This window comes from Lysobacter sp. CA196, assembly GCF_052078695.1.
Classification (GTDB): Bacteria; Pseudomonadota; Gammaproteobacteria; order Xanthomonadales; family Xanthomonadaceae; genus Lysobacter.
On sequence record NZ_JBQJIN010000012.1, the window covers coordinates 109,754 to 136,271 of the forward strand.

General features: G+C 61.7%; 16 protein-coding genes. 2 read left to right on the plus strand and 14 right to left on the minus strand.

Going from position 1 to position 26,518, the window contains the following annotated elements; genetic code table 11:
- Nucleotides 1–125: 125 nt before the first annotated feature.
- From ACTOWK_RS12930 to ACTOWK_RS12945, 4 genes are all read right to left on the minus strand, one after another.
- Nucleotides 126–1,229, minus strand: coding sequence for a terpene synthase family protein (locus ACTOWK_RS12930; RefSeq protein WP_441330564.1), 1,104 nt, complete (start codon nucleotides 1,227–1,229; stop codon nucleotides 126–128).
- 71 nt (nucleotides 1,230–1,300) lie between these two features.
- Entirely contained in the window at nucleotides 1,301–2,239 is a 939-nt protein-coding gene (locus ACTOWK_RS12935) for an SAM-dependent methyltransferase (protein WP_441330565.1), read from the minus strand.
- A 355-nt stretch (nucleotides 2,240–2,594) separates the two neighbouring features.
- Nucleotides 2,595–3,365 (minus strand): class I SAM-dependent methyltransferase, encoded by a 771-nt coding sequence (locus ACTOWK_RS12940; protein WP_441330566.1) that lies wholly within the window; start codon nucleotides 3,363–3,365, stop codon nucleotides 2,595–2,597.
- Nucleotides 3,366–3,645: 280 nt separating this feature from the next.
- Complete coding sequence (locus tag ACTOWK_RS12945) at nucleotides 3,646–4,218, minus strand: flagellar basal body L-ring protein FlgH (RefSeq protein WP_441330567.1); 573 nt, start codon at nucleotides 4,216–4,218, stop codon at nucleotides 3,646–3,648.
- A 335-nt stretch (nucleotides 4,219–4,553) separates the two neighbouring features.
- On the opposite strand from ACTOWK_RS12945, the gene ACTOWK_RS12950 reads away from it, so the two are divergent.
- Nucleotides 4,554–5,534 (plus strand): hypothetical protein, encoded by a 981-nt coding sequence (locus ACTOWK_RS12950; RefSeq protein ID WP_441330568.1) that lies wholly within the window; start codon nucleotides 4,554–4,556, stop codon nucleotides 5,532–5,534.
- A 181-nt stretch (nucleotides 5,535–5,715) separates the two neighbouring features.
- Here ACTOWK_RS12950 and ACTOWK_RS12955 read toward each other — a convergent pair whose 3' ends face one another.
- The 10 genes from ACTOWK_RS12955 to ACTOWK_RS13000 all read right to left on the minus strand — a co-directional run bounded on the left by ACTOWK_RS12955 (nucleotide 5,716) and on the right by ACTOWK_RS13000 (nucleotide 24,526).
- Nucleotides 5,716–5,946: a hypothetical protein gene (locus ACTOWK_RS12955; RefSeq protein ID WP_441330569.1), complete on the minus strand. Its 231-nt coding sequence runs from the start codon at nucleotides 5,944–5,946 to the stop codon at nucleotides 5,716–5,718.
- On the minus strand, nucleotides 5,943–6,374 hold the full coding sequence (locus ACTOWK_RS12960; protein WP_441330570.1) for a hypothetical protein: 432 nt from the start codon (nucleotides 6,372–6,374) through the stop codon (nucleotides 5,943–5,945). The genes ACTOWK_RS12955 and ACTOWK_RS12960 overlap by 4 nt, the downstream gene beginning before the upstream one ends.
- A 91-nt stretch (nucleotides 6,375–6,465) precedes the next feature.
- The gene (locus ACTOWK_RS12965) at nucleotides 6,466–9,300 is read right to left on the minus strand and encodes a TonB-dependent receptor domain-containing protein (RefSeq protein ID WP_441330571.1); all 2,835 of its coding nucleotides are present in this window, start codon (nucleotides 9,298–9,300) and stop codon (nucleotides 6,466–6,468) included.
- A 501-nt stretch (nucleotides 9,301–9,801) separates the two neighbouring features.
- Nucleotides 9,802–11,928, minus strand: coding sequence for a right-handed parallel beta-helix repeat-containing protein (locus ACTOWK_RS12970; RefSeq protein WP_441330572.1), 2,127 nt, complete (start codon nucleotides 11,926–11,928; stop codon nucleotides 9,802–9,804).
- Nucleotides 11,929–12,611: 683 nt separating this feature from the next.
- Nucleotides 12,612–13,397 (minus strand): hypothetical protein, encoded by a 786-nt coding sequence (locus ACTOWK_RS12975; RefSeq protein ID WP_441330573.1) that lies wholly within the window; start codon nucleotides 13,395–13,397, stop codon nucleotides 12,612–12,614.
- 233 nt (nucleotides 13,398–13,630) lie between these two features.
- The gene (locus tag ACTOWK_RS12980) at nucleotides 13,631–14,479 is read right to left on the minus strand and encodes a hypothetical protein (RefSeq protein WP_441330574.1); all 849 of its coding nucleotides are present in this window, start codon (nucleotides 14,477–14,479) and stop codon (nucleotides 13,631–13,633) included.
- 897 nt (nucleotides 14,480–15,376) lie between these two features.
- Nucleotides 15,377–17,140 (minus strand): pentapeptide repeat-containing protein, encoded by a 1,764-nt coding sequence (locus ACTOWK_RS12985; RefSeq protein WP_441330575.1) that lies wholly within the window; start codon nucleotides 17,138–17,140, stop codon nucleotides 15,377–15,379.
- Complete coding sequence (locus ACTOWK_RS12990) at nucleotides 17,137–18,777, minus strand: pentapeptide repeat-containing protein (RefSeq protein WP_441330576.1); 1,641 nt, start codon at nucleotides 18,775–18,777, stop codon at nucleotides 17,137–17,139. The genes ACTOWK_RS12985 and ACTOWK_RS12990 overlap by 4 nt, the downstream gene beginning before the upstream one ends.
- A gap of 22 nt (nucleotides 18,778–18,799) precedes the next feature.
- A complete protein-coding gene (locus ACTOWK_RS12995) occupies nucleotides 18,800–22,072 on the minus strand; it encodes a hypothetical protein (protein WP_441330577.1) in 3,273 nt (1,090 codons plus the stop codon).
- A 78-nt stretch (nucleotides 22,073–22,150) separates the two neighbouring features.
- Nucleotides 22,151–24,526, minus strand: coding sequence for a pentapeptide repeat-containing protein (locus ACTOWK_RS13000; RefSeq protein ID WP_441330578.1), 2,376 nt, complete (start codon nucleotides 24,524–24,526; stop codon nucleotides 22,151–22,153).
- A gap of 908 nt (nucleotides 24,527–25,434) precedes the next feature.
- Between ACTOWK_RS13000 and ACTOWK_RS13005 the strand changes: the two genes are divergently transcribed.
- Complete coding sequence (locus tag ACTOWK_RS13005) at nucleotides 25,435–26,391, plus strand: alpha/beta fold hydrolase (protein ID WP_441330579.1); 957 nt, start codon at nucleotides 25,435–25,437, stop codon at nucleotides 26,389–26,391.
- Nucleotides 26,392–26,518: the final 127 nt, after the last annotated feature.

Genomic DNA, 26,518 nt, shown 5'->3' on the forward strand with positions numbered 1-26,518 from the left:
TTCATGCAAGGTGCGAAGGACGGCAGGTCCATTCAAGTCAATGAACCATCGCGACCTGTGCGATCGACGAGGATCGGTCGCCGTGCGCCGGTTCGCACGGCGGTCCCGGGCACGGCCTCGGCCGGTCAATCGGACTTGCCAGTCTGCGCGAGGTCCGCGGCTGCGATCTCATCGGTAGATGGCAGTGGCTTGATGATGACCTCCCCGGAGATGAATCGTTTTCCCTTGAAGTCCTGGCCGTGGTAACGCGTGCTGATGGCATGAAACTCGGCATTGCCCGAGGCCAGGTGCTCCAACTCCGTGAGGTACTCGCGCACATCGCTCCGTTCTCCGAGCGGCCCCGCCAGCACCCTGTCGCCCGCGGCGATCAGCTGGCGCTCGTTGTCGGCGACGAGCGCCGCCAGTTTGTCCAGCGCCCCCTGAAGCGTGAGCCCTTCTCGCATCAACAGCCAAACGGAATTCACCGAGTCGGCGATGTGTATTTCCTTGCGGAACGAATAGGGGTCGTTCACCAAGGTGATCGAGTCGATGGCCGCGGTCCTGACGGCGACCAGAGACGCATCGGCGGCCAAGGGGGCGGTCATGTCTACGTCGAGAGCGTACTCGGTCATCATGGCGGCCCACTCGCCATAGTTGTCGACGCGCCGCAACTCGAGGTAGCGATCGAAGCTCAAGGTGTCCATCTGCAACGCCAGCGAATCGGTCTGCCTGACGATCATGGTAAGCAACGACTCCTCGAGGCGTTTCCAGACGCGCGGCTTCGACGCCATCTGTTCCTTGATCGGTGTCAATCCTTCATACAACAACTGAGCGATGGGCGCCGACGCGGGAGGCCGGATGCCGGCTATCGCGTCGAAATAATGCCGGCGCAGCTCGGATTGCCGTCGTTTGTCGCCGAGTATCTCCGGGTTGGTGGTGGTGTCGTCTATCAACGTGGTGATGCTCATCATCCGTTCCAGGTTGTAGATTCGGTCTCTCTTGGTATGCGGGTAAGCGAGCCCGCCATAGGAAGGCATGCTCATGGACAGATAGTGGTCGACCGCCTTCTGGCTTCCATAGTGAGCCAGGATGTAGCGGCTATCGCTCAGCGCGACCTGCCTTTCGGCTTCCTCGTGATCCGGGTGCCAAAGCGGTTTCAAGGTCAGGTGAAAGTCGGGGTGGTGGATCTTCTCCCCCAACGCAGGCAGACCGGCCAGGTTCCGGACGAAGTTGGGCGCCTTGATCATCATCGAGCCTCTCGCAAGAAATATTCGAGCCGCCGCCACTCGGCCGGCGGCCGATCGCGCGCCCGGAAAGCTCGTCAATGCGGCTTCAGGATGGCGCTGTAGATCGAAACCTGGTTCTTCACTATCGCCACCGCCAGGCTCTCGGTCATCACATGCAATTCCTCCAGCGCCCCGTCGGCGCCCAAGGGGAAATGCTTCTCGATATTCGCCCTGATATCGAGCAACCAACGGATTGCGTCCGCATTGCTGGGAAGCACGCGCATGTCCCGGATGCCGAACCCGCTTCGTTCCAGGATTTCGGAAAAATACCTCGGAGTCTTCCGGTACTTGCAGGCCAGCCGGTCGACGATGTCGGCAGTATCGGACCGGTATTTTTCCAGGTCGATGTTGTAGAGGTTGTCCGAAACGATCACGGTGCTGTCCGGATGCACCCGCCGTCGCAATTTCGCCATCACGGTCTCGTAAAGATCGTTGGGGAAGTGAGAGATCACCCCGCGCATGACGACCAGGTCGTAAGGGCGGTCCGCGTCGGGCAGAAGATCGATATCCTTCGCGTTGCATTGGTACAGGCCGATTCGGCCTGAGAGACCCAGTTCGGCGTGGGTTTGCGCGCCGTGTTCCAACTGGCGACGGCTGACGTTGATGCCGTCCAGACACCGACACTCGGGAAAGCGACCAGCCAGATGGGTCAGGATGGAACCCCAGCCACAGCCGATATCGAGAATGCGTTCGACCGGCGTGCGGCCCTGATCGTAGCCGGCCAACTGCAACTGCCGGTCGAAATAGCGAATGCCCGATTCATCCAGCGAAGCAGGTTGCGGCAAGCCCGGATCGTCGTAGACACCGAACTGGAACAGAAGGCCGTTGCCGATGACCTTGCGCCAATCCTGCGGATCGTCCTGGTAGGTGTACTCGACCTTGGCCTGGTAGTCGCTGATGGAGGCGCCGCGGATCGCCGTGATCGGCCACTGTCCGGCGCCGGCCTCATCAGTCTGGAGGGCGATGCGATTCATGACGTTCCCCTGATCGTACGAGCGCAACATTCGGCCGAGCCATACTCCAGGCCGGATGACGATAAAGTGGCACGCGGCAGCGGACTTTCCTGTGATTCATCGCACGCTGCGGCGGTGAATGAGCGTGAGCTTCAAGGGGGGTGAGGCTGGTGCGCCAGGGCGCGCGCGGAGGCCGGATACGCAGACGCCGTCATCGGATCGGCGCAACCGGCTGCGTGTCGTCATGGAAGGGCTGTGCGATGAAGCGGCGCGCCGTGACTTCGGGTTATTGTCTGTCGCAGGTCGCTGGAGCCAATGCGCGCCCCGACGATGGTGGCGTCCGTTGCAATGACGTCGGCAGATCCGATCGGAGGGCTCAGCCCCGGCGCGCGGCCACGATCCAGGCGCGCGAATCGAGCCAGACGCCATCGGTACGCTGGTGCTCGGTCAACAGGCGGCGAAGGCGATCGAACGCCTGCGCGCGTTGGCGGCTATCCAGGCGTGCGACGTTGTCCTGCACGGTAGAGAACCCGCAGACGAATTCGAACGCGGCATCGACATCCATCCCGTAGAAGACCGGGGCATGCACTTCCTCGAACATCGGAGCCGCGAAGCCGGCGGCATCGAGAATGCGCCTTACGACGTCACGGTCGCCCAGGGAGAAGGCTGGTGGAGTAGTGGAGGAGCTGACGGCTCCTGCTGGTGCGGGCGGGAACGCGCCCTCGATGGCAGTGGCCCATTCATTGCGATCGCGCGGCTGCCAGACCATCATCACCAAGCGTCCGTGCGGACTCAGTGCGCTTCGTATGTTCGAGAAGGCGGCAAGCGGATGCTCGAAGAACATCGTGCCGAACCGGCTGATGGCCACGTCGAAATGCTCGCGCGGCAGCACATGCCGTTCGAGGTCGGCGCAGAGGTATTCGATGTTGCCGAGCTTCGTCGCACTGGCGAGCTCCCTTGCGCGCTCGATCATCTCATTCGAGCGGTCGATCCCGAGCACCGATCCCCTCGTCGCGAGTTGTGCGGCCTCGCGTGTCGTCTGCCCGGCCCCGCATCCGATATCGAGAACCCGATCGGAGACGCGGATGCCGTATGCGCGTCGCAACGCGCCGTTGTGATGTTGAAGCTCGAGGTCGTAGTCGATCATGCGGACGGCTCCGGATTCATTCTACGGTTCAAGCGGCATGAGCCCCGGCAGATTAAAGATGGCAGCCGGACTGAAACCCGAGCCCGGCACGAACCGCGGCGCCTGCGTATGGACGGTGCCAGGATTCGACAGCCGCCGGGGTTTCCAAGGAGAGATCGATGAACGAAAAACACAGGAAGAAGTGGCTCTGGGCGATGTTCGCCATGGCGATCGTCATTGCCTGCGGTACCTCGCTGCTGGTGGTCGCCTCTCGCTAGCCCTGCGGCGGCGAGATCGGCGCTCATTGCGCTCGCTGCAAACTTAGAAACTTATACATGTTCTCGATCGCGCGCTGTTGCCGCGAAGGCTCCATGCCGCCGTCGTCGACCAGTTCCACTCTGGCGTTGGCGATCCGGTTCGACACCACGGCATCGTCGATGTCCAAGTCGTCGCGACCGACCAGGCCGGAGACCCGATAGGTCTGCTGCTTGCCGCTGACATCGAGCGTCAGCAGGCCCCGGATCTGCACGCTACCGTCCGGCTTCACCGCAACCACTTCCGCAGGAATGATGGTCAGCAGATCGCTGGGCACGGCCTGAGGGCTGCTGGCGGCCAGCGGTTTGGTCCAGGTCGATTTGAGCGCGAACACCCTGATCGTATCGCCCACCTCATGCGCAGGCTCGGCCGCGGGGTAGCCGACATAGTCGTCGACATCGACCGGGCCTTTGCGCGGCAACGAGGACGCTGGCGGCGGCGCCATCGGCGGCGCTTCCACCGCCACCGCAGACGGTTCCGGTGGCGGCGGCAGAACCGGCGGCGGCACCTGGCTCTGCGCCTTGACCGTGCCGGTCCACAGGGCCGCGATCGTCAGCAAGGCCGGGATCGACACATGACGGGCATAAGCATTCGAGTTCATCGCATAAAGTCCTTTTCTTTGTCGGTTGTCGGAAAGCCGTTACCGCCAAGCTTCGCAAACAAATCGTGTGACTGGAGCATCGTTCGTCGGTGTCGGTGTCGGTGTCGGTGTCGGTGTCGGTGTCGGTGTCGCATCGTTCGCAACCGATTCCGAGCACCGTGATCGCGTTGGCGATAGATATCGAGCTTGCGAACGAATGCATGCATCAATATGTGCGGTCTGACATCGAAGTGTAGTGGTGTTTATTCGAACGCCGCCATAAGCTGTGATCCATTTCCTAGGAGATACATGCCATGAAACTGCGTCTTACCGGTCACGAACCCGAGATCGCACAGGAGCCCCAGGCACAGGAGCCCCAGGCACAAGCGCCCCAGATACAAGCGCCCGAGCCGAATGCACAGGCGCCGCTGGATGTGAGCAGCTTGAGGCAGCTTTTGGAAAACCGCGCGGCCGGCATTGGTTTACCGGCGCACGATCAAACGCCGGCTTCGGATTGGGCCATAGGCAACCATGGCTGGGGCGAAAACGGCGTCCCGGGAACGCCGCAAGCGGCACCGGCGCAGGCCCCGGCACCGACGCTCGAGCAGTTCCGAACGGCGGCGACTGAGGTGGCCACGTTCTACCGGGGCGAAATCCAGCAGCATCGGGACCACAATCGGGAGCGCAGTCAACACCCGGACTCGAATCCGCAACTGACCAACCCAGCCAGCGCAGAGATCGAAGCCAGGCGGTTGCGGACCATGGAGACTCAGCTCAGCGGCATCGATGCACTGACCAGGAATCCCATACAGCCGCAAGTCGAAGATAGGGTCAGGGGCCTCATAAACGAGCGCGTCGACACGTTGATGCAAGTCTCGCCCTCGATCCCCAGGCCGGATGTCGAACCGATACGCAATATCGACGATGTCAGGACTCGCCAGCCTCATACCGAACTGACGAGGGATATTAACGGCTTGTATCATCTGGCCGACCCGAATAATCGCGGTAATACGGTGCTGGCGCATGGCGAACGCTTGTTCGTCATACCGGTCTCGAACCCGTCGCAGGTATGGATCGGCGAGCGCGCGAACGGCGGGCACACCGCGATATCGCGCGGTGGCGACGTCTACTATGCGGGCCAACTGACGTTCGATAACGGGCGCCTCACCAGTTGGGATAACGACAGCGGTCACTACAGGCCCAGGCAGGACCTGCACCAGCAACTGGGCAACACCTCCATCGCCACCCTCGAAACCCTGCTGCCCCGCGACAAGTTCGTACCGCGTCAGCAGTAAGCCACTGCCGAGTACGGCGCCGGCTCCAGCGAGAGTGAATAAGCGGGCGGGCCAGGACAACCGATCTGGCCCGTTCCCGCCAGCGACCTTCCCGGCCGCCTCCCGGCGTGCGTCGGCCGCATAGGCAGCCGGCGGGCTCGGCGAGGAAGCGGCTTAGGCCTGGCAGGCTGTCGGCCCTGAGTCACTCCCCCTGCGCTTGCTCTTGGCACCAAGGGTCGATGGCCGACTGATTCTGCCGTTGTTTAGCCAGTGCGCAGTTCTCGGCCCTCTCCGCTTGCGAATCGGGCAGCTGGGCGGCTTTCTCACCGGCCGGGAAGGCGCAGGCAGACAGCAGGGCGAGAAAGACCGGCGCCGAAAACCGGTAATAGAGCGCAGGCCCGTCGACTTCGCGTCGGGCGCCTTTCGATCTCATGACGGCACCCTGCGCCGACACGAAAAAACCCAATCCAACGTCAGCGCGGCCGATACGAATACGAGCAGCACCAGCCCGGAAAAGATCACGCCCATCAGCGACAGGGCCCAGAACATCAAAGCGGCCGTTTTCCAGACATCGAACAGGCCCGCCGCCAGCATGCATACCAGGACCGGAACGAACTCGAGAAAGAGATAGCCGAGCAGGGCGCGACCCATCGCTTTGCAAAGCCGCGGCCGCCACGAAGGACGCAGCCACCAGGCTGCCGACAGTCCGCCGACAAGAACGACCCAGGGACCTAACACCAGGTGCAGCGGCAGATCGCTGGTGCCGCTGGCACCGAACTGGGCTTGGGATTGGCCGATACCGCCCATGAGAGCCAAGCCGAGCGCCGCGATCCATGCCGTGCGCCGATGTCGTTCGTTCAAGCTGGAGTCCTTTCGACGTTGAAGACGCGACGATCCGATTGAAGTGCCTTGATATGGAAATGCCAAGGTCGGTCAGGAACCGGTGTCCGGTTCAGAACTGATGCGTCGCACTGACCGAGTAGTAGCGTCCGATCGGGTCGCTGTCGGCCATAGTGTAGCCACCGTTGCTGTAGTTGTAGTTGCCGGGATGGCGGTCGCCAAGGTTGTTGATATTGAGGCTGAACAGCCAACGTTTGAAGCCGCCGTAAGCAAGGTCGATGCCGGCCAGGGTCGTGCTGGGAGTGCGGCGCATTCGGTCGACGTTACTGCCATAAGTGAAGGTGCTGTCTGGTCCAGGCACCGACACCGTCGTTGGCCCCATGTAGTTAAGATTGAGCGTCGCGATCCAATCGCGATAGCTCCAGCGGATATCGGCCAGAAGACTTCGGTTGGGCATTTCGATGCCGGCATGGTCTTCGATCGGCTCGGACGGACGATGGCGCCGGAGCAGGCGATGCGTGTAGTGACCGCTTAGACGGAAATTGAGGTTGCCCAAGCGCTGCGTCTGGCGACTGTACTCAGCCTCGATCTCCCAGCCCCGCACTTCGGTGGTGCCGACATTATCGAGATAGCTGGCGACAGCGATCAGCTCGCCGTTCTCGTCGCGAATCAGGGCTTCCGGGGACAGTTCTTCAAGACCCAGTGCATTGATCGGCAGAATCTCGTTCCTGCGCCGGATGCGATAGTGGCTGCCGGTCAGCGAGAAGTCTTCGCTGGGGGTCCAGGTCAAACCGAGATTGCGGTTGGTCGATGTCTCAGGCTTCAGCCTCGGGTTGACTCGTGCGCGTAGATCGACAGCGCAGTAGTCGTCGTATTCGGCACGGCAGGGCCGGGTCGAATCGTCGGCGGGGACGTAGGAAGTCGTCTGTTGCTTGATCAGCAGCGGGCCACGCAACTCGGCCAATGTAGGCGCACGATAACCCTCGCCAACCGAAGCGCGCAGACTCAGCGACTGAAAAGCTTGCCAACGCAGACCGAACATGGGGGAGATCTGGTCGCCGTAGCCCCGGTTGCGGTCCAAACGCCAGGCCGCGTCCATCGAGAGTGTATCGTGCAGCGGCGCCTTGAGCTCGGCATAGACCGCTGCTGCATTGCGGTGATCGCTTCGGCCCTGGAAATCCATCGCCAGCGCGATATCGCCCTTCGTCAGCAAGGGGTCCGGCCGGTTGCTCAGGTGTTCGTGACGCGCTTCGAATCCGGCGGCGACCTGGACGTCGCCAGCGGGTAGCGCGAACAGCGGACCGTCCACGCTGCCGGACAAGGTTTCCAGCGACATCTTCCCGCCCAATACGATGGGAGGCGAAAGCTTGGCGAGCACGGCATCGGAATTCTTGTCTACCCGATTGAAGCGATAGCTTCGATCATCGACGACCGATTCGAGAGCCGACAGACAGATCAAGCCATTGATGCGATTGGCGACCTCGTTTTCGCGGCGCGACAGACTCAGATCCCAGGCCCAAGCTTGGCGGTAGCCGTTTATGCCGAGGGTGTAGTCCCTGTTGGCGGTAACGACCCGATTGCCGATCGGCCCCACGTCGGAGAACCAATAGTTCAAGAACGAATAGTCACCAGCTCTTTCGCTATCCGGGTGATCGCCGGACAGCGGCATCACCCCATGGCTCGGAGCGTTGCGTAGTTCCAGCGCGACCCGGGACAGGCGCAGGTCGGCGTAGGCCTCGAGGTTCTCGCTGATCGGCTGACGCAGGTGGGCGTATAGGGAATTGCTGGCGATACCCGGTTGCAGACTGCTGTAGCGCGGAGCGTCGAAACCGCTCTCGACGCCGGATGGCGTGGGATCGCGATTGCGGCAGCCTGCGAACGGAAGCACGCTGCTGTCGTCCTGCAGGAAGCCCAGTGCGATCCGCCGATCGGACCCGCCGAATCGCCGGCGGTCGAGAGTGCTCCACGAGCGCTGGCTGCCGATCAGCGGGTTACGGGTGAAGTGATCGACGCTGACGAAAACGTTGCCGCCGCTGCGCGTCTGCGCGCCGAAGCTGGCGTACTCGCGTTGCCGCTCGGCATCGCCGCGTTGGGACACGCCATAGTTGCCGCCGACCTCGGCTCCGCGGTAGTCCTTTTTCAGGATGATGTTGACTACGCCGGCCATCGCGTCGGCGCCATAGATGGCCGACGCACCACCGCGAGCGATCTCGATGTGATCGACCATGCTCAAGGGAATGCCGTTGAGGTCGGTCAGCGCACCCATATCGGTCGAGACCAGGCCGTAGTTGGCCATGCGTCGCCCATCGACGAGGAACAAAGTCGCGCGCGGGCCGAGCGAGTACAAACTGGCTGAAGCCGCGGCTGCCGTCGGCACTTGGCTGTTGCCGCCCTCGCTGGCGATATTGCGGGGATGGTGGCCGGTCATGCCCGGCATCAAGCGCAGCACATCGAACAAGGTCTGATGGCCGCTGGCGCGAATCTGCTCCTGCGTGATCAGCGTCAAAGGCAGGGCGCTCTCAAGCCCCGAGCGCTTAATCCGGCTTCCGGTGACGTGGACCGTGTCCAACTGAGTCGGAGACCTCAGCGGGGATGTTGCCTTCGGCGCCGCGTCGATCCGCGGGCGCGGTGTCGGCTGAAGCAAGTAAACATTGGCTTTTACCGCGACCGCGGTGAGGCCGGTCCCTTCCAGCAACTGAGCCAGGCCCTCACGAACTCCGGGATGGCCTCTGAGGCCCGCGCTGCGCCGCTTGGCTACCAAGGCGGGCGAATAGATCAACTGCACGTCTTTGCGAGAGGCGAAGGCGTTGAGCGCATCGTCCAGCGCACCGGGTGGAATGCTGTAGCCACCGGGCGGAACAGCGCTCACCGAGGCCTGATGGGCCCCTGCGATGTGCGGGAACGCCAGTGCAAGCAGAAAGACCAATGCGCGAGAAAATCTGGCCATACATAACCGTATCGATCAGACCCAAGCTGATTCAGGACGCCTGGCTTGTAGGGCGTGACGGAACCATACCATCGCCGATGCGCTGATGGGTTCGGCCGTATCGGACTCCAAGCGTCCGAACCGTGCGGTGCGTACCGGCGGCTGAAGGCTGATGCGCGATCGCCTACAGGCGCGGCTCACATCGCGTCGGCGACGTCACACATGAACGATGTCGCAGATGAGGGGCGCGGGCGTTCTCGGGACGCTCGGGTATGTTCTGGAAGACGCGCCGCGCGGTCGCGTCGCCGCGTGCCGGGATGGACCTCAGCGCATCGGGCGTACCTCAGGCCGACGTTATCGCTGCAGCATCGTGCTCGAAGCGAAATAGCCGCGAAGGAGTAGGCCGACTGGCTTGAGTGCGATAGTCCGTCTGGCGGTTGCATGGAGCGAACCGTCGGCACCTTGTGCCAGTGCAGTCAACGGGCCGCGAACGCATCGTTCGCGGCCCGTTGCGCGTTCCGCTTAGTGCGGCGCGTCCTGCAGCACCATGTCGTCGAGGTAGAAGCCGGCGTTGTGATTGGCCGAGCCGCCCGAGCCCACCAGCAGCACCCACACGCTCGCCGTCAGCACGGGCGGTTGCACGTCGGTCACCACCTGGGTCCATTCGTCGCCGACCGCGCCCAGTGAAACGTCGCTGAACGAGGTTTCCTCATCGCCGGTCGCCGGCTTGCCGTCCTCCTTGAGCCAGCGCAGGCGCACGCGCGCGTTGGCGGGCAGCGGCGGGGTGCCGGCGACGCGTTTGACCCAGAAGCTCAAGCGCTTGGCAGCGTTGTCGGACAGGTAACCGGGATGGTTGGCGATGGCCACGCCCCAATAGCTGTCCTCGGCGACCACTTGCAGGCTGTGCGCGCCGCTGTGGCCCACATCGGCGCGGGCAATGCGGCTGCCGTACCACGGAGTCCACAGGCCGGCCGATGCTTCCAGGGTGGCGGTCGGCGGATCGAGCAGGTTGAACGACGAGCCATCGGTGGTGCTGCCGGCATCCTGCAGATAGGGCGCGGCCTGCCAGCTCTTGAAACTCATCGTCTCGCCGTAACGCTTGGCGAAACGCCAAGGGCCGTAATAGTGATTATTGGCGAAGCGGTTGTTGTTGTTGAACATCACATCGTTCTGCACCTGCTGCACGGTATACGGCGACCAGGTCAGGTTGTTGTCGCCGGTGGCGTACAACGCCTGCGCGCCGCAGAAGCTGGAACTGCCGCAGGGCACCACCGCCGGATCGAAGTAGAACTCGTTGCCGGTCACCTCGATGTTCTTGGCGTGCCAACGGCAGTCGCGCTGCAGGGTCGCATCGCCGTTGATCTGGGTGTAGCAGGGGTGCAGATGACTGACCGGGTCGGGGTATTTGGTCGGATGGTCAGGATCCGGACGCACGATCAGCGCCGGGTGGACGAAGGGCGTGCAGTACACCTGGCTGGTGTTGCCGTTGGAGTTGCAGAAGCGGTTGGAGCTCTCGTAGACCGACACGCCCGAGAAGTTGTTCTCGAAGTAGTTGTCGTAGATGCGCAGCAGGTCCGAACCGCTCACGTCCTTGGGCAGGCGGCTGTCGCCGCCGGATTCGGACAGATAGATCGCCGGTGCCGGCGCGCCGAGGTCGGAGGTGCCCGAGCTCCAGCCGTTGTTGATGAACGTGTTGGCGCGGATGGTGGCGTTGTAGCTGATCTCGTACCAAATGCCGACGCCGTCGTTGTCGCGGAGGTAGTTGTTCTCGAACAGGAAATCGATGTTGTTGGTGTCGGCCCACAGGCCGGTGCCGTGGTTGTCGTGGACGTAGTTGCCGACGATCCGGGCGCCGCGCACGTCCCAGAACTTGCCGCCGCCGGTGCAGCCGCACTTGGTGCTGGCTTCCCAGTCGTCGACGTTGTTGCCGGCGATCTCGTTGTGGCTCAGCTCGATGTCGACGATGGCCGAACGGCCCGGCGCCGGCTGCTCGGGCGTCGGCGGGCCCTCGCTCTGCAACGGCCTTTTGTACATGCTGAAGCCGTACTGGCCGTTGTCCTTCAGGCAGTTGAAGCTGACCTTGTTGTGGCTGCCGAGGAACACGCCCGCGCCGCGGTTGTTGGCGATGGTGTTGTACTCGATCGTCCAGTGGTCGCCGGCGTCGTGGTTGACCACGCCCTGGTCGAAGTTGCCGTAGTCTTCGGTGGGGTCGTCGCTGTAGCGGCCGAAGTTGCGGATGGTCAGATAACGCACCACGACGTTCTGCGCCGTGTTGGTGAAAGCGTAGTGGTTGCGATTCTGGCCGTCGATGATCGCGCCGGGCCCACCCAGGTAGGTATTGCCGTCCTGGGCGATGATCTGGCTGTACTTGTCCGTGCCGAGGGTATGCACGCCCGGCTCGAACCAGAAGGTCACGCCGGCGCGCCGGAACTCGAAGCCGCTGTTGTCGCCGGCCGGGACCACGATCGCGCCTTCGGGCGCCACCGCCGGGCCGCTCGGCATGACGCCGGCCTGGCAATAGTTCGCCGGCGGTTCGCTCGGCCACATCAAACCCGCATGGGCCTGGCCTTCGCCGCCGATGCGCGGCTGCGCCGCCATGGCCGGCGCCATCATCAGCCCGCCCACGAACAAAGCCGGCAGCACGCGCATTACGCGCCCGCGCCGGGACGATGAATTACGAAAGTCGATAGCCACTGCGAAATCCCCTGGACGATGACGATGAAAGTAGTCGGCGGCGATCGCACCCGAAGCGACCGGCCCGGCCTTGGCCGCGACGGCCGGCGGATCGAACCCCCAAGCGACCGTCCGGTCCGATGGCAACTCGGACCCGGTGTTGATGCCACGCGCCGTCATCGCGGCCCAGTGGCTGTCGTCATGAACTATGTAAGTTGTGATGGCGTTGGCGATAAGCGCCGGCATCCGTACGCAAACCGGCGGCCGGTCGATGGGGAGTTCTACGTGGGCAATGGCGCTGGCCAGTGCCGAGGCATGGGCGGGTTCGCTCAGGCGAACGAACAGTCGCCGCCTATGGGATCAGGAAAGTTGACGCAGGCCATCGCGATTGACCTGGGACTATATTGTCGGGACGACGGCCGAGTTGCCGTATGGGCTTATCGGATGAGCATCGCGCAATGCTGCGAGCAACTGCCCCCCGGATCGCGCTACTTCCTATGCCCGACTTACAGCCCGAACGAAGACGGCGCTCAAACGCCCTCTCGATTCCGACTACAACTAGCGAGTCGGTTCTCGATGGATCAACCTCGGCAATCTAGCTGGATAGAAGCCCGTTGATCAGGCAGCCGACTTCGGCTCCGATATTGAAATAATACGTATCAGCGGAGAATCCCACCACCTCCGCAAAGCTCCATTCCAGGAACTGGCTGGTTCACGTCAGCATTGTTAAGCGCTTCGATGTCCACGATCGCCTTATCAGCACTTTTAATTTGGCCGCGAAGCGCACGGTATTTCTGCTCGGATTCGGACAACTCTTGCGGCGACATAGACCATGCAAGCGGCTTCATCTCCGTTTCGAGAGCAAGGTGCGTAGGCGCAGTTTCGGCTGTGGCAGATCGTAGTTCCTTCGCGATCTTGTAATACGCGAGTGATGTTGAGGAACTCTTCGTCACAGCTTGCCGAAGCAGCGGCACCCTATCGGGCGCGGTCAGCTGTGGCGCATATGCCCGGGCGAGCATCAAGTTCGCCTGAAACCCACCATTCTGAGCTACCCGTTCGAGAAGCTTGGGCCCTTCGCCTTTGTAGGCGCGCAGTTCATCCACAGTTGCGAGGGTCTGATTGTAACCAAACGCCAAGCCAGAACCGTACTGAAGCATGGATGATACATGCCCCTTCAACGCCGCCTGGCGCCAAAGCCCAACGCGCTCTGCGGGTGAGATGGTAGAAACTCCAACGCAGTACTCGGCACGAATCCTGGCAAGATCGGTAAGTGTCGAAGCCGGATCAGCCCCATCCGAAGAAGGAGGTGTCTTGCGTTGAGCCTCAATCCGGCTAAGGTACTGCGCCTTATCTTCTGCTCCCGCGCAAAAGTCGAACTCGCGCGCGAGCTGGCAGGATGCAACCGCATCGCCTTGAGCGATCCTCGTCCTTAACGCAGGAATCATCTGCTGAAGCGTCGCGCCACGTTGCGGTAGCCCACCAGTAACCGGCTGCGCGCTTGCACTCGAGCCAAGTCCCGCGTGAGAGGACTCGTTCGTCGTAGCAGGCGGCAGCCCATCATTCGGCGCCCGATCTGAGCGTGAGCACGCGGTTAGCAGAAGGAATGCGCCTGGCAATATTGCTTTATGCATAGATCGGGTTCCTGTAGGTGGCGCGGGCCCCGTGCCACCTCGTCGATTCAGCAGGCTTGAATGTACACGTTGCACCCGTCAGGAGTGCAGGTCATTTTATAACCGCAGGCGCCAAGTCCGCCGGTGGCGTCAATCATCGGGATCCCCAAGTTCTTAATGTGATCCCACATGTCGTGGTAATCGTCAGCCGCATCGCTTCCGGGCATGACGGCGTTCGGAAAATTATACTTCTTGCCAGGGACCTGTTCTTTCGATTCCGGTATCAAATTGCCACGGCCATCGCGCGCTGTGTTTGGCATGCGCACCCATGTTTTTAGTATGGGATCCCATCCGTACATGGCATTCGAGCCATCTTTCCAAAAAACCATTACGTAAACTTTGATTGCGTTTGGATTAAAAAAGGTGTCTTGAATTATCTGAAGCGCGTCCGAGGCTCGGTTAAAGAAACTGCGTGCAGAATTCGTGTCGATCCAGTACGCGACGTTATCATCGAACGCAGACTGCTGTAGTGCATCGAAAACGTCACTCGGCATTCCCGGGGTGTCATCTGGGAGAATGATGTTTTCTGTAGAAGCCGCGCGCATGTAACCGCCGACCTGTGAAATTCCTGTGGAAATGTTCGGCTCGACGGATACTTCTTCTGCCCACTGCTCAAATGGGTCGAACTCCGGGTTCCAGTCCCCTGTCACGTTGTTTCGATATTCATACTTGCGTACGACCCCGTTGCGGAGATCGACGGCGTAAAGTGGGCCGCCGCTAGCCATCTCGGTAACGCTATCCCATGCCAACTGGTTCATCTGTGTTACGGAGCAGTTGAAACATAGCTTGGTCAGGGCTTGTGCCTGCAGTGACGTTGCCAGAAGCATGCTCCCCGCGATCACGATCCACTTTTTCATTCCAGTCCTTCTTGTGCATTGCTCCCGAAGCGTCGGGATATCGTTAGGTGCGAAGCCGAGCCGAGCCGAGCCGAGCCGAGCCGATCCGATCCGATTTCTATCTGCTATTCGACGGCGGAGTCCTTCCAGCATGCTTAAGCCTCCGGCCAAGGCCTGTGCATTGGCACCACGGGATGCGACAGCCGCGCGAAGCTGTGAGCCATCTAGAGGCTGGGCCCAGTGGATTGGGTGCCGTATCTGCAATCAGCCGCCACAAGCGTTGCGCTTTTCTTCCCGCGATGAAGCTAGCAGGGGAGTGGGCTGTTGAATGTAGGAAAAACCTGGTTCGATGTGGACGTATCGCTACACCACGTAGACATTCGTCTATGTTCTACCTTGGGTGTGCCTCGTTTCAGGACTGACCAGCCAGGGAAAGAAGAGAATCAAAGGCGGAATCTCCGAATTGCTTCTGTCTGGGCCAAGACTTCGAACTCGCCTTGCCGGCGCCGCGACGCGCACGCGGCGCCGGTGCAGTAGTGACAGTGCGCGAACAATCTTCGAAAGATTCAGGCACAGCGGCAGAGTTGATCGACCAGACGCTGGCGAAAGGAAGGTGCCAAAGGCCGACAAGAAGGCCTCTTCGGCGTTGCGGCGAAGCTTAGAAAAAAATCGAGGTCGAGAGTTGGTCCGTCTGCGGCAACTCGGGGCTTACTCGCCAGATCCCTCATTCTCCCCGGACGGCCCCTGGCTTCGCCATGAATCGTGCCGCACGGCCGGTTGGGCTGCTGGAGCACGTCGCTACAGACCTGCTCATGATTTCTTTCTACTTCGGGCACGGCTCGCGGCGAGCCGTTTCGGAAGCGACCGGCTTGGAAGCGAGCTTCGAACGCATATCACGGCCGCCCATGGGCCCTCTACTCAGAACGACTGCTGATCCGCTACCAAGCCAGTGTTGCCGGAATCACCCGTAGCAACCGAACACTGGCTGGCACTGTTTTTACCACTGACCCCTCCTTTGCCTCCCAACCCCGACAGAATGCTCACGCCGGAGTCTATGGATGGCGAGCCTCCGATCAGGGCGATGCCAATGGCCGGCCCGCCGTTGCCGCCGGCACCAGTGCCGGCGCCGAGATCGTAAGCACCAACGGCCGCGCCACCGTTGCCACCGTTGCCGCCGCTGCCGCCGACGACGCGGACCTTGCTGGCTTGCAACAAGGCCTCGGTGAGGACTATGCCGAATGAGCCGCCGCCCTGCCGCCCACCGCCGCCAGCGTCAAAAATGAGGTATTTCCCGGCCATAACGGTGTCGCCGTCGCCACCGGGAAGGCCGCTCCATGCAGAGCCTTTAAACAGGCCTGCTGTGTTCTTCGAGGCCACACCTTTGCTGCCGCATCTGCCGTTGCCCACCTCATCCGGATTGCAGACGCAAGTTGCGCATCCGTTCGCACCGACGGCGCCCGAGCCGGCATAGATCTCCGAATCGGCAAGAATAATCGAGGTGCCGCCGTAGCTGACCTGGAACGCGATGCTAGCCGCCCCTGGTTGAGACGCGGGACTACCATGAAGCTTGAAGCCCTCGATCCGTGTCGCCGCATCGATATAGATGGCCATGGCAGCCGGCATGCCGCCCGGTGGAGCTTGGATCAAAGACTTCAACCCTGCGCTGGATTTCCCTGCCGGGACGCAGCCGCCATACAGCGCGACGCCGTTGCGCAACACCAGTGGGGAGGGCGGCGCATATTGTCCGTAGGACACCAGCACGCCGCAGCCGTCGGGCGCACATCGGCTGAGGCCTTTAGTGATCGTCGCGCAGGGGGTACTCGCAGTGCTACCGCAACGGCTACTGTCCTGCCCGTTGGCAGCGACATATATCGCGCTGGAAAGCGTGCTCAAATCCGATGACCCGCAGCTCACGTCGAACCTCCCGGCCGCGATGGAAGCCATTGGGGCAACGATTTCTGCGCCTGAAGCATCGCTGCTTGCCGCATCTAGTTCCAATCCGGCCATCAGCCGGGCACGACGGAACGAAGTCTTTCGTCCGGCGTACAGGCCAGTGCGCGGAGCGGGCCCTAGTCGGGCCCGCGACAAGTCGGTGGCGGAAAAATTGGTTCCCGACAGATCGGTGTACTGCAGGTCGGTGTCGTTCATCTGCGCGCCGGTAAAAATCGCGCCGGATAGGTTGGCGCTCGACAAGTCAGCATTGCCCCTCGCACCGGGATTAAGCACGGCATTGCGGAGGTTGGCATTGCTAAGGTCCGCTCCGCTTAGTTCGGCCCCGCTCAGATTTGCGCCGCTCAGGTTCGTTCCGCTGAGGTCGGCGCCCTGTAGATTGACATCGGTCAGGTCCTGGCCCGACCAGTCGACACCGGCGAAGTTGCAATCGGGACAGTATTTCGGCGGCGAGGTATCAAGCATCCGTGGCCGCTCCTGCTTGACCTTCGGAAGGCAAATGAGGTTCGACGCTGCACTCGCCGGCACGATCGCCATAAGTGCAGCCAGGATGAATGCAAATGCCGCGACACGTGGATCGAAGATCATGTCGGTTGCTCCAAGGAATTCATTGCCGGGAATGGGTGCCGCAGCCGACGGCGGGAAGCCCACGTCGCGGGCATCGAAAATCGAGGTGAAGCATTGCCGAGCGTCGAGAGGATTCGAATCAGGCGCCACCTTGCATCCGTTCAAAACGTTTGTTGATCCGCCGCGAGGCCGGACTTTCCGGTATCTCCAATGGGGCACACTCGTCCGCTTTTGCCACCTGCACCTCCGACACCCTTATAGAGCACCGGTTCTGGGCCCAGTAGAGCAGCGCCCCCGGTCAAAACGACGCTAATCGATGGCCCACCGTTTCCTCCCGCACCGCCAGCGCCGCCGCACGCCGCAATAAGTGCATTGGTACCGGTATAGCCCCCGTTACCGCCGTCGCCTCCCGCCCCTCCCCGACTGCCAATGATGCGGCTGCCATTGAACTGCAACCTGGCATCTACCAGTACGACCGCAAACGAGCCGCCGCCTTGACTCCCTCCACCACCGCCCGTTCCACCACCGGTAGCTGCGGTGCAAGGAAAGTCTTTGGATTTTGCGTTGCTCCCACCGGCGCCGCCATTGCCACCAGCCTCGCCCGCTACCCAGATGCCACCATTAAAGCTGCCTACCGTGTCGGCCGATGCCACGCCCCTACTGCCTGAGCATCTGACATCGGGTCTACTCCAGCTGATGCTCGTGCCATCGGCCCCCCCTTGGCCGGGAGCACCGGTTGCGGCGTAGATCTGCGAATCGACCAAGGTCAGCAGACCTTTGCTATGGCGAACCCGGAACGCAACGCTTGGCGCGCTGGCGTCTGTGGCAGGGCTGGCATAAACCTTGAAATTCTCGATTCGTGCAGGCGAATGTATGTAGATCGCGTCGACGGCCAGAGTACCGCCGGCCGGAGCATGGATCAGTGAGCGCAGACCGTTGCTGTTGTGGCCTTTCGGTACGCATCCTCCGAACAGGTTCATACCTTCGGACAGCATCAATGGTGTCGGCTGTACATAAACGCCGTAGTCGACCAATACGCCGCAGCCGTTCGCTTCGCACTGACTCAGGCCCTGGGTAATGGTGGCACAGGCCGAGTCATGGGTATCCCCGCATGCATCGGTATCTTGGCCGTCGGGTGCGACATAGACTGCGCTGGACAATCCGCTGAGGTCCGACGACCCACAGTCGACCTCAAAAGCATTAGCTTTCGATGAAGACGCCGATGCCTCAGTGAACCTGCTGCCTGCACTATCAGAAGTACCTGCATCCAAGCGCACGCCAGCCGGCAACTGCGCCTCACGGAACGATGTCTTGCGCCCTACGTACAGGCCTGTACGCGGTGCCGGCCCCAATCGAGCGCGGGATAGGTCTGTCGCAGTGAAGTTCGCCCCCGACAAGTCGGTGTACTCCAGATCGGTGCCCAGCATCTGTGCACCGGTAAAGACGGCACCGCTCAGATTCGCGCTGGACAGATCGGCTTCGCCGTTGGCGCTGGGGTTGAGCACGGCATTGCTCAGGTTGGCATTGGCAAGGTTGGCGCCGCTCAACTCGGCGCCGCTCATATTCGCGCCGCTGAGATTCGCGCCGGTAAGATCGGCGCCCTGCAGATTGACGTCGGTCAGGTCTTGGTTCGACCAATCGACTCCTACGAAGCTGCAGGACGGACAAGATTTTGGCGGAACGGCGCTGCGTCCTCTCGGAGGAGCCGTCCCTGGCGCTTTCGCGTCGCCGAACGCAGGAGCCGAAGCAATTCCCCCGCAGACGACCAGCGACAGTAGGGCGAAGGTGAATCTGCGAGTCATGGGTTGGAATTCCGATCCATGTTCAAGACGCCCACTGGTGCGTGGGTGGCGGCGGCAGCCATTGGCTGATCGACGGCACGGTACGGCCTCCCGGGCCGGTGTCGGCATCGCGCGGGCCCGCGGGTTGGCCGTTGCCATCGGTGACCATGGCGTAATTCAAGGAATACAAGCCGTGCCACATATCCACCGACAATCGCGCCGCGGCCAGGCCGTCGGTGGTCACCAAAGGATTGCTCGCCGGTGCAGTCTTTCCGTATTGGTAGATCGTCATGTGGTAATCGCTGGCCTGTGAACCTTCGCCGCTGTAGTACAAGACGTACAGATAGGTCATGTGCAGGTCGCCGACCGCACACAGGTCCAGGTAAGTGTTCTCGCCGGTGGCCGATAGGTCCAGGCAGGACGTCGGCTTACTGCTTGCATCGAAGAACCGATCGACCGGATTGCCGTGCAAGTCGAAGGCCTGGATCCGGGCCAGGACGATGCCGTTGTTTTCGCCGGACTTCGTGTCTTCCAGGACGAAGACAGTGCCGTCATAGGCGCAAGTGACCGCGACGGGGTGAAACAACAGTCCAGGCCGGCCGGGCACCTGAGCCTGGCCCGCATACACGCGCGCCATCGGCACGTCCTTGTCCGCCGCTCCGCCGAGCACCAGCCGACCGATCTGGATTTTCGCGTACTGAGTGCACACGGCGACGACCGCGCCCGAGGGGTGCAGTGCGATGGAATCGGGCTGGAACTGGAAGCGGCCGTAACTGAGCTGATCGCCATCCAGGTCGAACGCAGTGGGTGGGGACAGCACGACGTTGCGCAGGTGAAAGCCGCCGTCGGCAAAGGGATCTTTGCTGGCGTTGCGCGGGTCGACGTAGTAGTCGCCCAGGGCCGGCGCGGATGGATCGGGTAGCGGGTTACCGTCGGCACCGAGCTTCCAATTGCCGTTGTCCATCAGAAACTTGGGCGGATAGGGGTCGTACACCAACAAGGTCTGTTGTTCCAACCCCGATGACGGGAACTCGGACACCTCCTGTTTCGCGCCCGGGATCATACTGCTTTGCATCGCGAACAACTGCCCGCCCTGGTGGTTGGTGTAGGAAGTGATGCCCATGCCGGCGGCCTTCCAGGCGGAGCCGACCGCAGCGTGACGCTCGCTATGGGTTAGTCCGGACCAGATCGATATCGCATTGCCGGTGCTGCGCGTGTCGGTGACACTCACCGTCGCGGTCGGCGCGGACGCAGTGCGTTGCCAGACGTAAGCGTTGTTCTGGTAGGTCAAAAGCGAGCTGTGCAAATACACCGACTGATCGCTCAGCGGCGTCGGGTACTGCACCAGGTGCAGATCGATGCTGGCCACATCGGCCTCGTCGTTAGCGATCAGGCCGGTAGTGGCCTTGCCGGCCAGCCACGTGTCGATGTAATAGTCCGCTTCAAACTTGACCTGACCACCCAGGGTGTTGCTCGGAAAGCTGGCCATAAGCGGTATCGGCGCCGACTCGGCCGGTACCGCAACCGAAGCGATCAGGGACGGCCGGGTCTGATCGTGGTAGATCATCTTGACCTGCAGGCTCGCCATGCTGCCCGTGGGCGGCAGCGGGAAGCCTTGCTTGCGCGGGTCGGGATAGACGTTGACCGCGGTGGTGATCGCGGTCGAAAGGGTGTTCTCGATGTTCCAGGGCGACTGCACGACCTCGACGACGGTCTGCGCCATCTGCGCGACATCAGCCAGGACATCAGCGGCATAGGCCACCCAGCCCACGAACGGAATCATATCGATCAAAACGTCGACCGCGACCGTCTTGATGATCCATTTCAGAAGCGCGGTCAGGGCCGGGTCGAACAGGATCGTCGCCAACATCGACAATGCGCTCCAATCCATTTGATGATTGGCGGCACCCACCGCGAATATCGGCCCGAAGTACGAAAGCCCGAGGGTTATGAATATCCCCACGACGCCGGGGTCTTCCAGAAATTCGTACAACGGTTTGTACGACAGCGCCGCCGCGCCGAAGCCCATCATCAGCGCTGGGACACCGAAGTTCATCACTCCGGTCATGACGCCCCCCACCAGCGGCGTCTTCGGCCACAGATTCGACCCCGTACCGAGGCCGGAGCCATAGATCGATGCGCTGACGGCATTTTCCGGGAATGTGAAACTGACTTGCAGTGTGCCGGGGTCGCTGGTGATCGGCACCCCCAAGTAGCTGTTCACCGAAGTCAAGAACCCGAGGTAGCGCAGGTCGGCGTATTGCGCGTCCAACACTTTGCACACTGCTCTGTAGAGGGCGCCGGGGTTGTCGATCGTCCAGTTTGGGGCCTGGACGGGGTTGCCAGCCGCATCGAAAAAACGCACGTAAGCGCCGAGAAAGCGCATGTACGTATTGCTCATCGTCAGCTGGACACGGCGCGCGCCTGAATCGAGTACCGAGATAGAGGACTGCAATCCGTGGATCGCGCCTGCGTTGCCCAAGGCCGCACTCCAGCCATCTGCATTATTTGCGTCGATGCGCGATACGAACTGCAATGCCTGCTCGCCGTGTTCGGCCTGCACGACGGCCGTCCCGGACTGAAGCGTCCATTTCTTGCCCTCTAGGCTCATGTCGTTCTTGGTGACGAGCATCATGGCCCTCGTCACCGGAGCCGCTGCTGCAATGACGGTGTCGGTGGGTTGGAGTATGTAGTGCGTAGTGTTCCCGTCCTGGCCCGTGACGCTGTTCTTCGGCGGCGTGTAAGGCACCAGGCGCGCCCAGCCCGACGTCTCGGACGGCGGACCCAGCTTCCGCATTACATCTCCCAGGTCGCCGAACATACTCGCGATGTCCTGGGAATTCATATAAGCGTGGATCGCGTCCGAAATTTGCGGGTCCTGACAGATCAGCTCAGGATGATGGAACACGAAGGCGATAGCGGTCGATGGCCAGTCGATCTTCTTATGCGACACAATGCCGGCTGCATGGGCTCCGGTCTGCGTAGCCAGCGGTGGAACATGGATCGCGACGTGACCGAATCCGGCATCGCCCTTGGCTCCGGGACTGTGCCGGAGGGAATGGCGAATGTGCACGCGCACGGTGCTGTCGGCAGGTAGGTCCACCTCGTCCATAGTGCGATGGGTCAGGCATTCATCGGGCGTGGATGCCAGTTCCGGTGCGGCAATCTTGGCACTCGCACGGCTCTCGTCGGTATGCGGAACCAACGGATAGCGCCGACCGCAGGCGACCAGCCAATAGTCCTCGCCGGGATGCGCGTCACGCAGATCGGCGTGATAGATGGTCTTAACTCGTTGCGGCAAGGCTGGAGTGCTCATGATGGTTCTCCATTCGGGTCTGGATGACGAGCGTTAGCGGGCTTGGCATTCCGTCGCGGCGCAGTCGCGCAAGGGCGATCAGCGCGGTAGCGGCCGTCGGCGCTTGGAGTCCGCGGTCGGGCAGGCCGGGTGGGTCAACAGCTGCCACGCGTTCTTCTGTGCATCGAACTGCGCACACTGGCTGCTCTGCAGCGCCTCCGATGTTGCATCGGTCGTGCCGCCTGCGAGTTTCAGGCTATTGCAGTCGAAAGCCGCGTTGCAGCCGAGGAACAGCGAGCCCAGGTTGCCGCTGTCTCCCGCCAGCGAACTCGCGTCGCCGATGGTGGGAATCGAGTTGTAGGACAGGTCCAGATAGGCCGTAGACGTGAGCCTGCGCAGGCTGTCGTTGTCCTCGTCCAGCACGCTGGTGAGTTGATTGTGCGACAGATCGCCGAATACGAGGGTGTCGAATATCGCCAAGTCGAAATAGGCGAACTGGTTGTACGACAAGTCCAGATAAATCGGCTGGAGGTCGACGATATAGGCGATCGATGCCAACTGGTTGTTTGAAGCGTCCAGCGAATTTAGATTATTCAAATTCTGGACGCTGAGGGTCTTCAACTGGTTGTTGGCGATCTTCAGCTTCTGCAGCTGCGGCAGCTGTTTGTCGAATTGGGTTAACCGATTTCCGCTCAGATCCAGACTGGTCAGCGCGGTGAAGTACTCCAGGCCGGTCAGGTCGGTGATACCGAGGCCGGTGCAGCTCAGTTCGAGCAGTGCGCCCGCCGTGGCGATCGAAATCGACTTCGGTTTTCCCGGCAGGGTCGCTAAGACGCAAGCTTTTAGTTGAGCGTCCTTGAACTGAACCTGGTCCCCGCCGGGATTGGTATTGCAGTCGGGCTTTAACCAGACAGTCTGAATCTGGTGGCCAACATTGCAGGCCTTGGTCTGCCAGTTGGGAATGGTCCATTGCGCGCCCTGACATTGGGCGGTTTCGCCGTCGGGACAGGCGATGGTCACCCCGGTCTTCAATGCCGGATAAACGACGCCACCGTAGACTTGCTGAGTGACGTCGACGTTGCCGCACCAACTGGTGTCGTCCGGTTGGGGACAGCAGGAGCTGGCCGGCGGCATGACCGCGGCCAAGAAGCTGGCGGCGCTGACGTCCGCGTTATCAAAGCTGCTGCCTCCGAGCTGGGCGCAGGTGAAGTCCACCCCCGCTCCGCCCGGCGTGCGAGTGATGGTCGCGCCGGCGAAACTAGCTTTCTCCAGGTTGGCCGTGTTGAAACTCACGCTCTCCAGCACCGCGCTATTGAAGCTGGCGCCCGGCATGAGTGCGCCGCTGAAGTCGGTGGCGTTCATGGTGAGCTGGTCGAACACCGCTTCGGTCAGGATGGCATTCGCGAACCGGACCGAGTTCAGTTGCGCCTTAGTGAAGTTGGCCTTGGTGAGATTGGCGCCCTGCAGATTGGCGACATCTATATTGGAGCTGGCCTCCAGCGACGCCCTCTGGAAGCTGGCGCCGGACGCGCTGGCCCCTGCCAGATTGGCCCCGGCCATGGCCGCATTGTCAAACACGGCATAGGTTAGCTCCGCGCGCTGCAGGTTGACCTGGGTTAGGTCGGCGTACTGATTCGGCGCTGTCGTCTTGGGTATGCCTTGGCAAGGCCCAGAACTGTTGGGGACGCCATGAAATTGTGCGCAGACGAGCGTGGCATCGTGCACCTGGGCGCGGGTCAGTTTCGCGCCGTTGAGCGCGGTGTTGCTCAGGTTCGAGTAGGCCAGGACCGCGCCGGTAAAATCCACGCCGGTCAGATTGGCGCCAGTAAAATCGATGTTGCTGAAGTTGGTGCCGACCAGGATCGCTCCGGTGATGTCCGCGCCCGCAAGCGAAAAACTGGTCGGGTCTACATTCTTGAAGTCGGCATGGGTGAAGTCGGAAGCGCCCCAGTTATCGGGGGTGATGGCAGCGACGTCGAGCGTGCTGCCGACGAACTTGGTGCGGCAGTTTGCATCGGCTGCAATATTTTGCGTCGGCCCGAACAACGCCAGCAGCAAAGAAGTGTTGGAGAAGTCGGTGCAGCGGAAATTGGCGAAGGTGAGATCGGTCGCGTTCAGCGTGGCACCGATGAAACAGGTATGGGTCAGCGTCGTGCTGCTTAAGTCCGCGCTGCCCTGGTAGCTGGGCCCGAGGTCCGCTCCCTGGAAACTGGCGCCGCTGATGTCTTGACCGGAGAATTCCGCGCCTTTGAGTATGGCGTTAGTGAAGTTCGCACCCTTCAGCGACCCCGCCGGCATGGCGGCGAAGTTCTTGTTGGTCAGATTTTGCCCCGAGTAGTCCTTGCCTGTAGCGGCCGGACAGTTTGCATCCCCGCCAGCGGCCAGGACGGCCACCGGCATTGCCTGCAGCAGCGTGACGAGTACGGCGCCTGCACAGGCGCGATCAAAAGACGTTCCGACGAGACGCCTGCACATTCTGCGAGCCTGCCTTGGCAATGGGTGGATGCGGCAACTTCAGCCACACCTAGCAACAGTCACGGACGAAGGGAAAGTCAATGGTGTTTTGTCGAATGATCGCGCGCAGATCGCTAATTGCGATGAACGTCGCGACCGCTTGTGGTCAAAGTCTTGATTCGGCGGTGAAAGTTGCACGTTAGAAGCCGGCAGGCACGGTGATACGTAACTGCGCTTTTGTGATGTCTGGCGCAGTGCGCGTCTCGCACCAAGACGATACCCTCTTGACGCGGATCGTAATCCCATCCGAGTACGGCGAGCGTGCGGCAACCGGACGACAGCGGACGCACTCGGTCCCATCCTTGGCATGCGCTGTGATTACCGCGGCGTCGCCAATTACGTGCGACATGGATGCTGATCGCGGCCAACCCGTGGCTCCCGGGCCCGTTGACGTGAAGCCGCTCAACGCGGCTCTGGTTGCGACTCGATCATCGCTGTTGGTAATACATGCCCTTGCTTATGTGCACTGAGTCGCGGGAACAATCGCAACATTCAAGATTCGGTCCCACTCTACGAGCGCGACAAGTCACATGATGATTTCGAAAAGTCGAATCCAGCGAGACTCAAGGCCCGTTAGATTTCGTGCTTTTTCGTTAGATTAGGTGATGCAACCGGAGTCCGACTACGCCGTCTCGGAATCCGATCCGAATGGTCGGTATATCCAGCAACACCTGTCCGTAAGCCGCGTCGACACAGTCGACTCGCGCTTCTAACCACCGCGTTGCCGCCAGTTTCAGGGCGGCCTGGGCGTGGCCGATCGATTTGCAGGCCGAAGCGAGTCGCTCGGTGGGTGGTAGCCGCGACAGGTTGGAAGGTTCTCCCCCGGATCTATCAACACTCATCCACGATGTCAGCAACGGAGAAAAATCATGACGACGAAATCCCAAGACCAATTCGTTGAGATCGAAGACGTAAAGCTGTGCTATCGCCTCGACGGCGACCCGAAGCACCCGCCCGTGTTGTTGATCATGGGCCTGAACTCCCAACTGATCCATTGGCCGCAGCAGCTCGTCGACAAGCTGAAAGAGGAGCACTTCGTCATCCGCTTCGACAACCGCGACAGCGGCCTGACCCGGTGGCGGACCGGGGAGCCGCCTGCGGACGGCTATCGCCTGGTGGACATGGCCGATGACGCCATCCAGCTGTTGGATCACCTTGGCATCGACAGCGCCCACATCGTCGGAGCTTCGATGGGCGGCATGATCGCGCAAAGGCTGGCGATCAATTATCCCGCGCGGGCGCGCAGCCTGTGCTCGATCATGAGCACCACCGGCAACGTCTGGGTCGGATATGCGCAGCCCGGCGTCATCGACGAGTTGATCAAGCAACCACCGTCCGACCCGGAAGGCGCGATCAGGCACATCGTGGCGCTGTACGATCTTATCGGCTCGGATACGTATGCCGCCGAAGAGGCCGCATACCGCCGGACGCTTGCCGAGGCGGCTTATAACCGTTCGCTCGATTCGAACGGCGCTCCGGCCCACCCCGGCGGCGGCGCACGCCAAGTCGGCGCGATCCTGCTCGCCGGCGACCGCACGAAGGAGCTCAACGGCCTGACCCTGCCGACGCTGGTCATCCATGGCGACGAGGACGCGCTCATCCACATATCCGGTGGCAAGGCTACGCGCAAGGAAATCCCCGGGGCTCAATGGCTCGGAGACCCGGAGAAGGGGATCGTGGGCATGGGGCACGATCTGCCGCAGCCGGTCCTCGGCGCGATCGCAGACGGAATCATCGGTCACCTCAACACCGCGAGCGAAACGGGTTGGCGGCCTATCGAAGGGACGAAAGGGCAAGCAGCACGGACTAACGCAGCCACTCCCTGACCCGATCGCTGGCGGGATCGTCGATCGCTTCAATGGATAGTCGTTGGATGGATGGGAGCGTCACCCGCGTTCCCATCCATCGCGCGTAAGTCGTGCTGGCGCTGCGAGCCAGCATGCCACTTGGTTG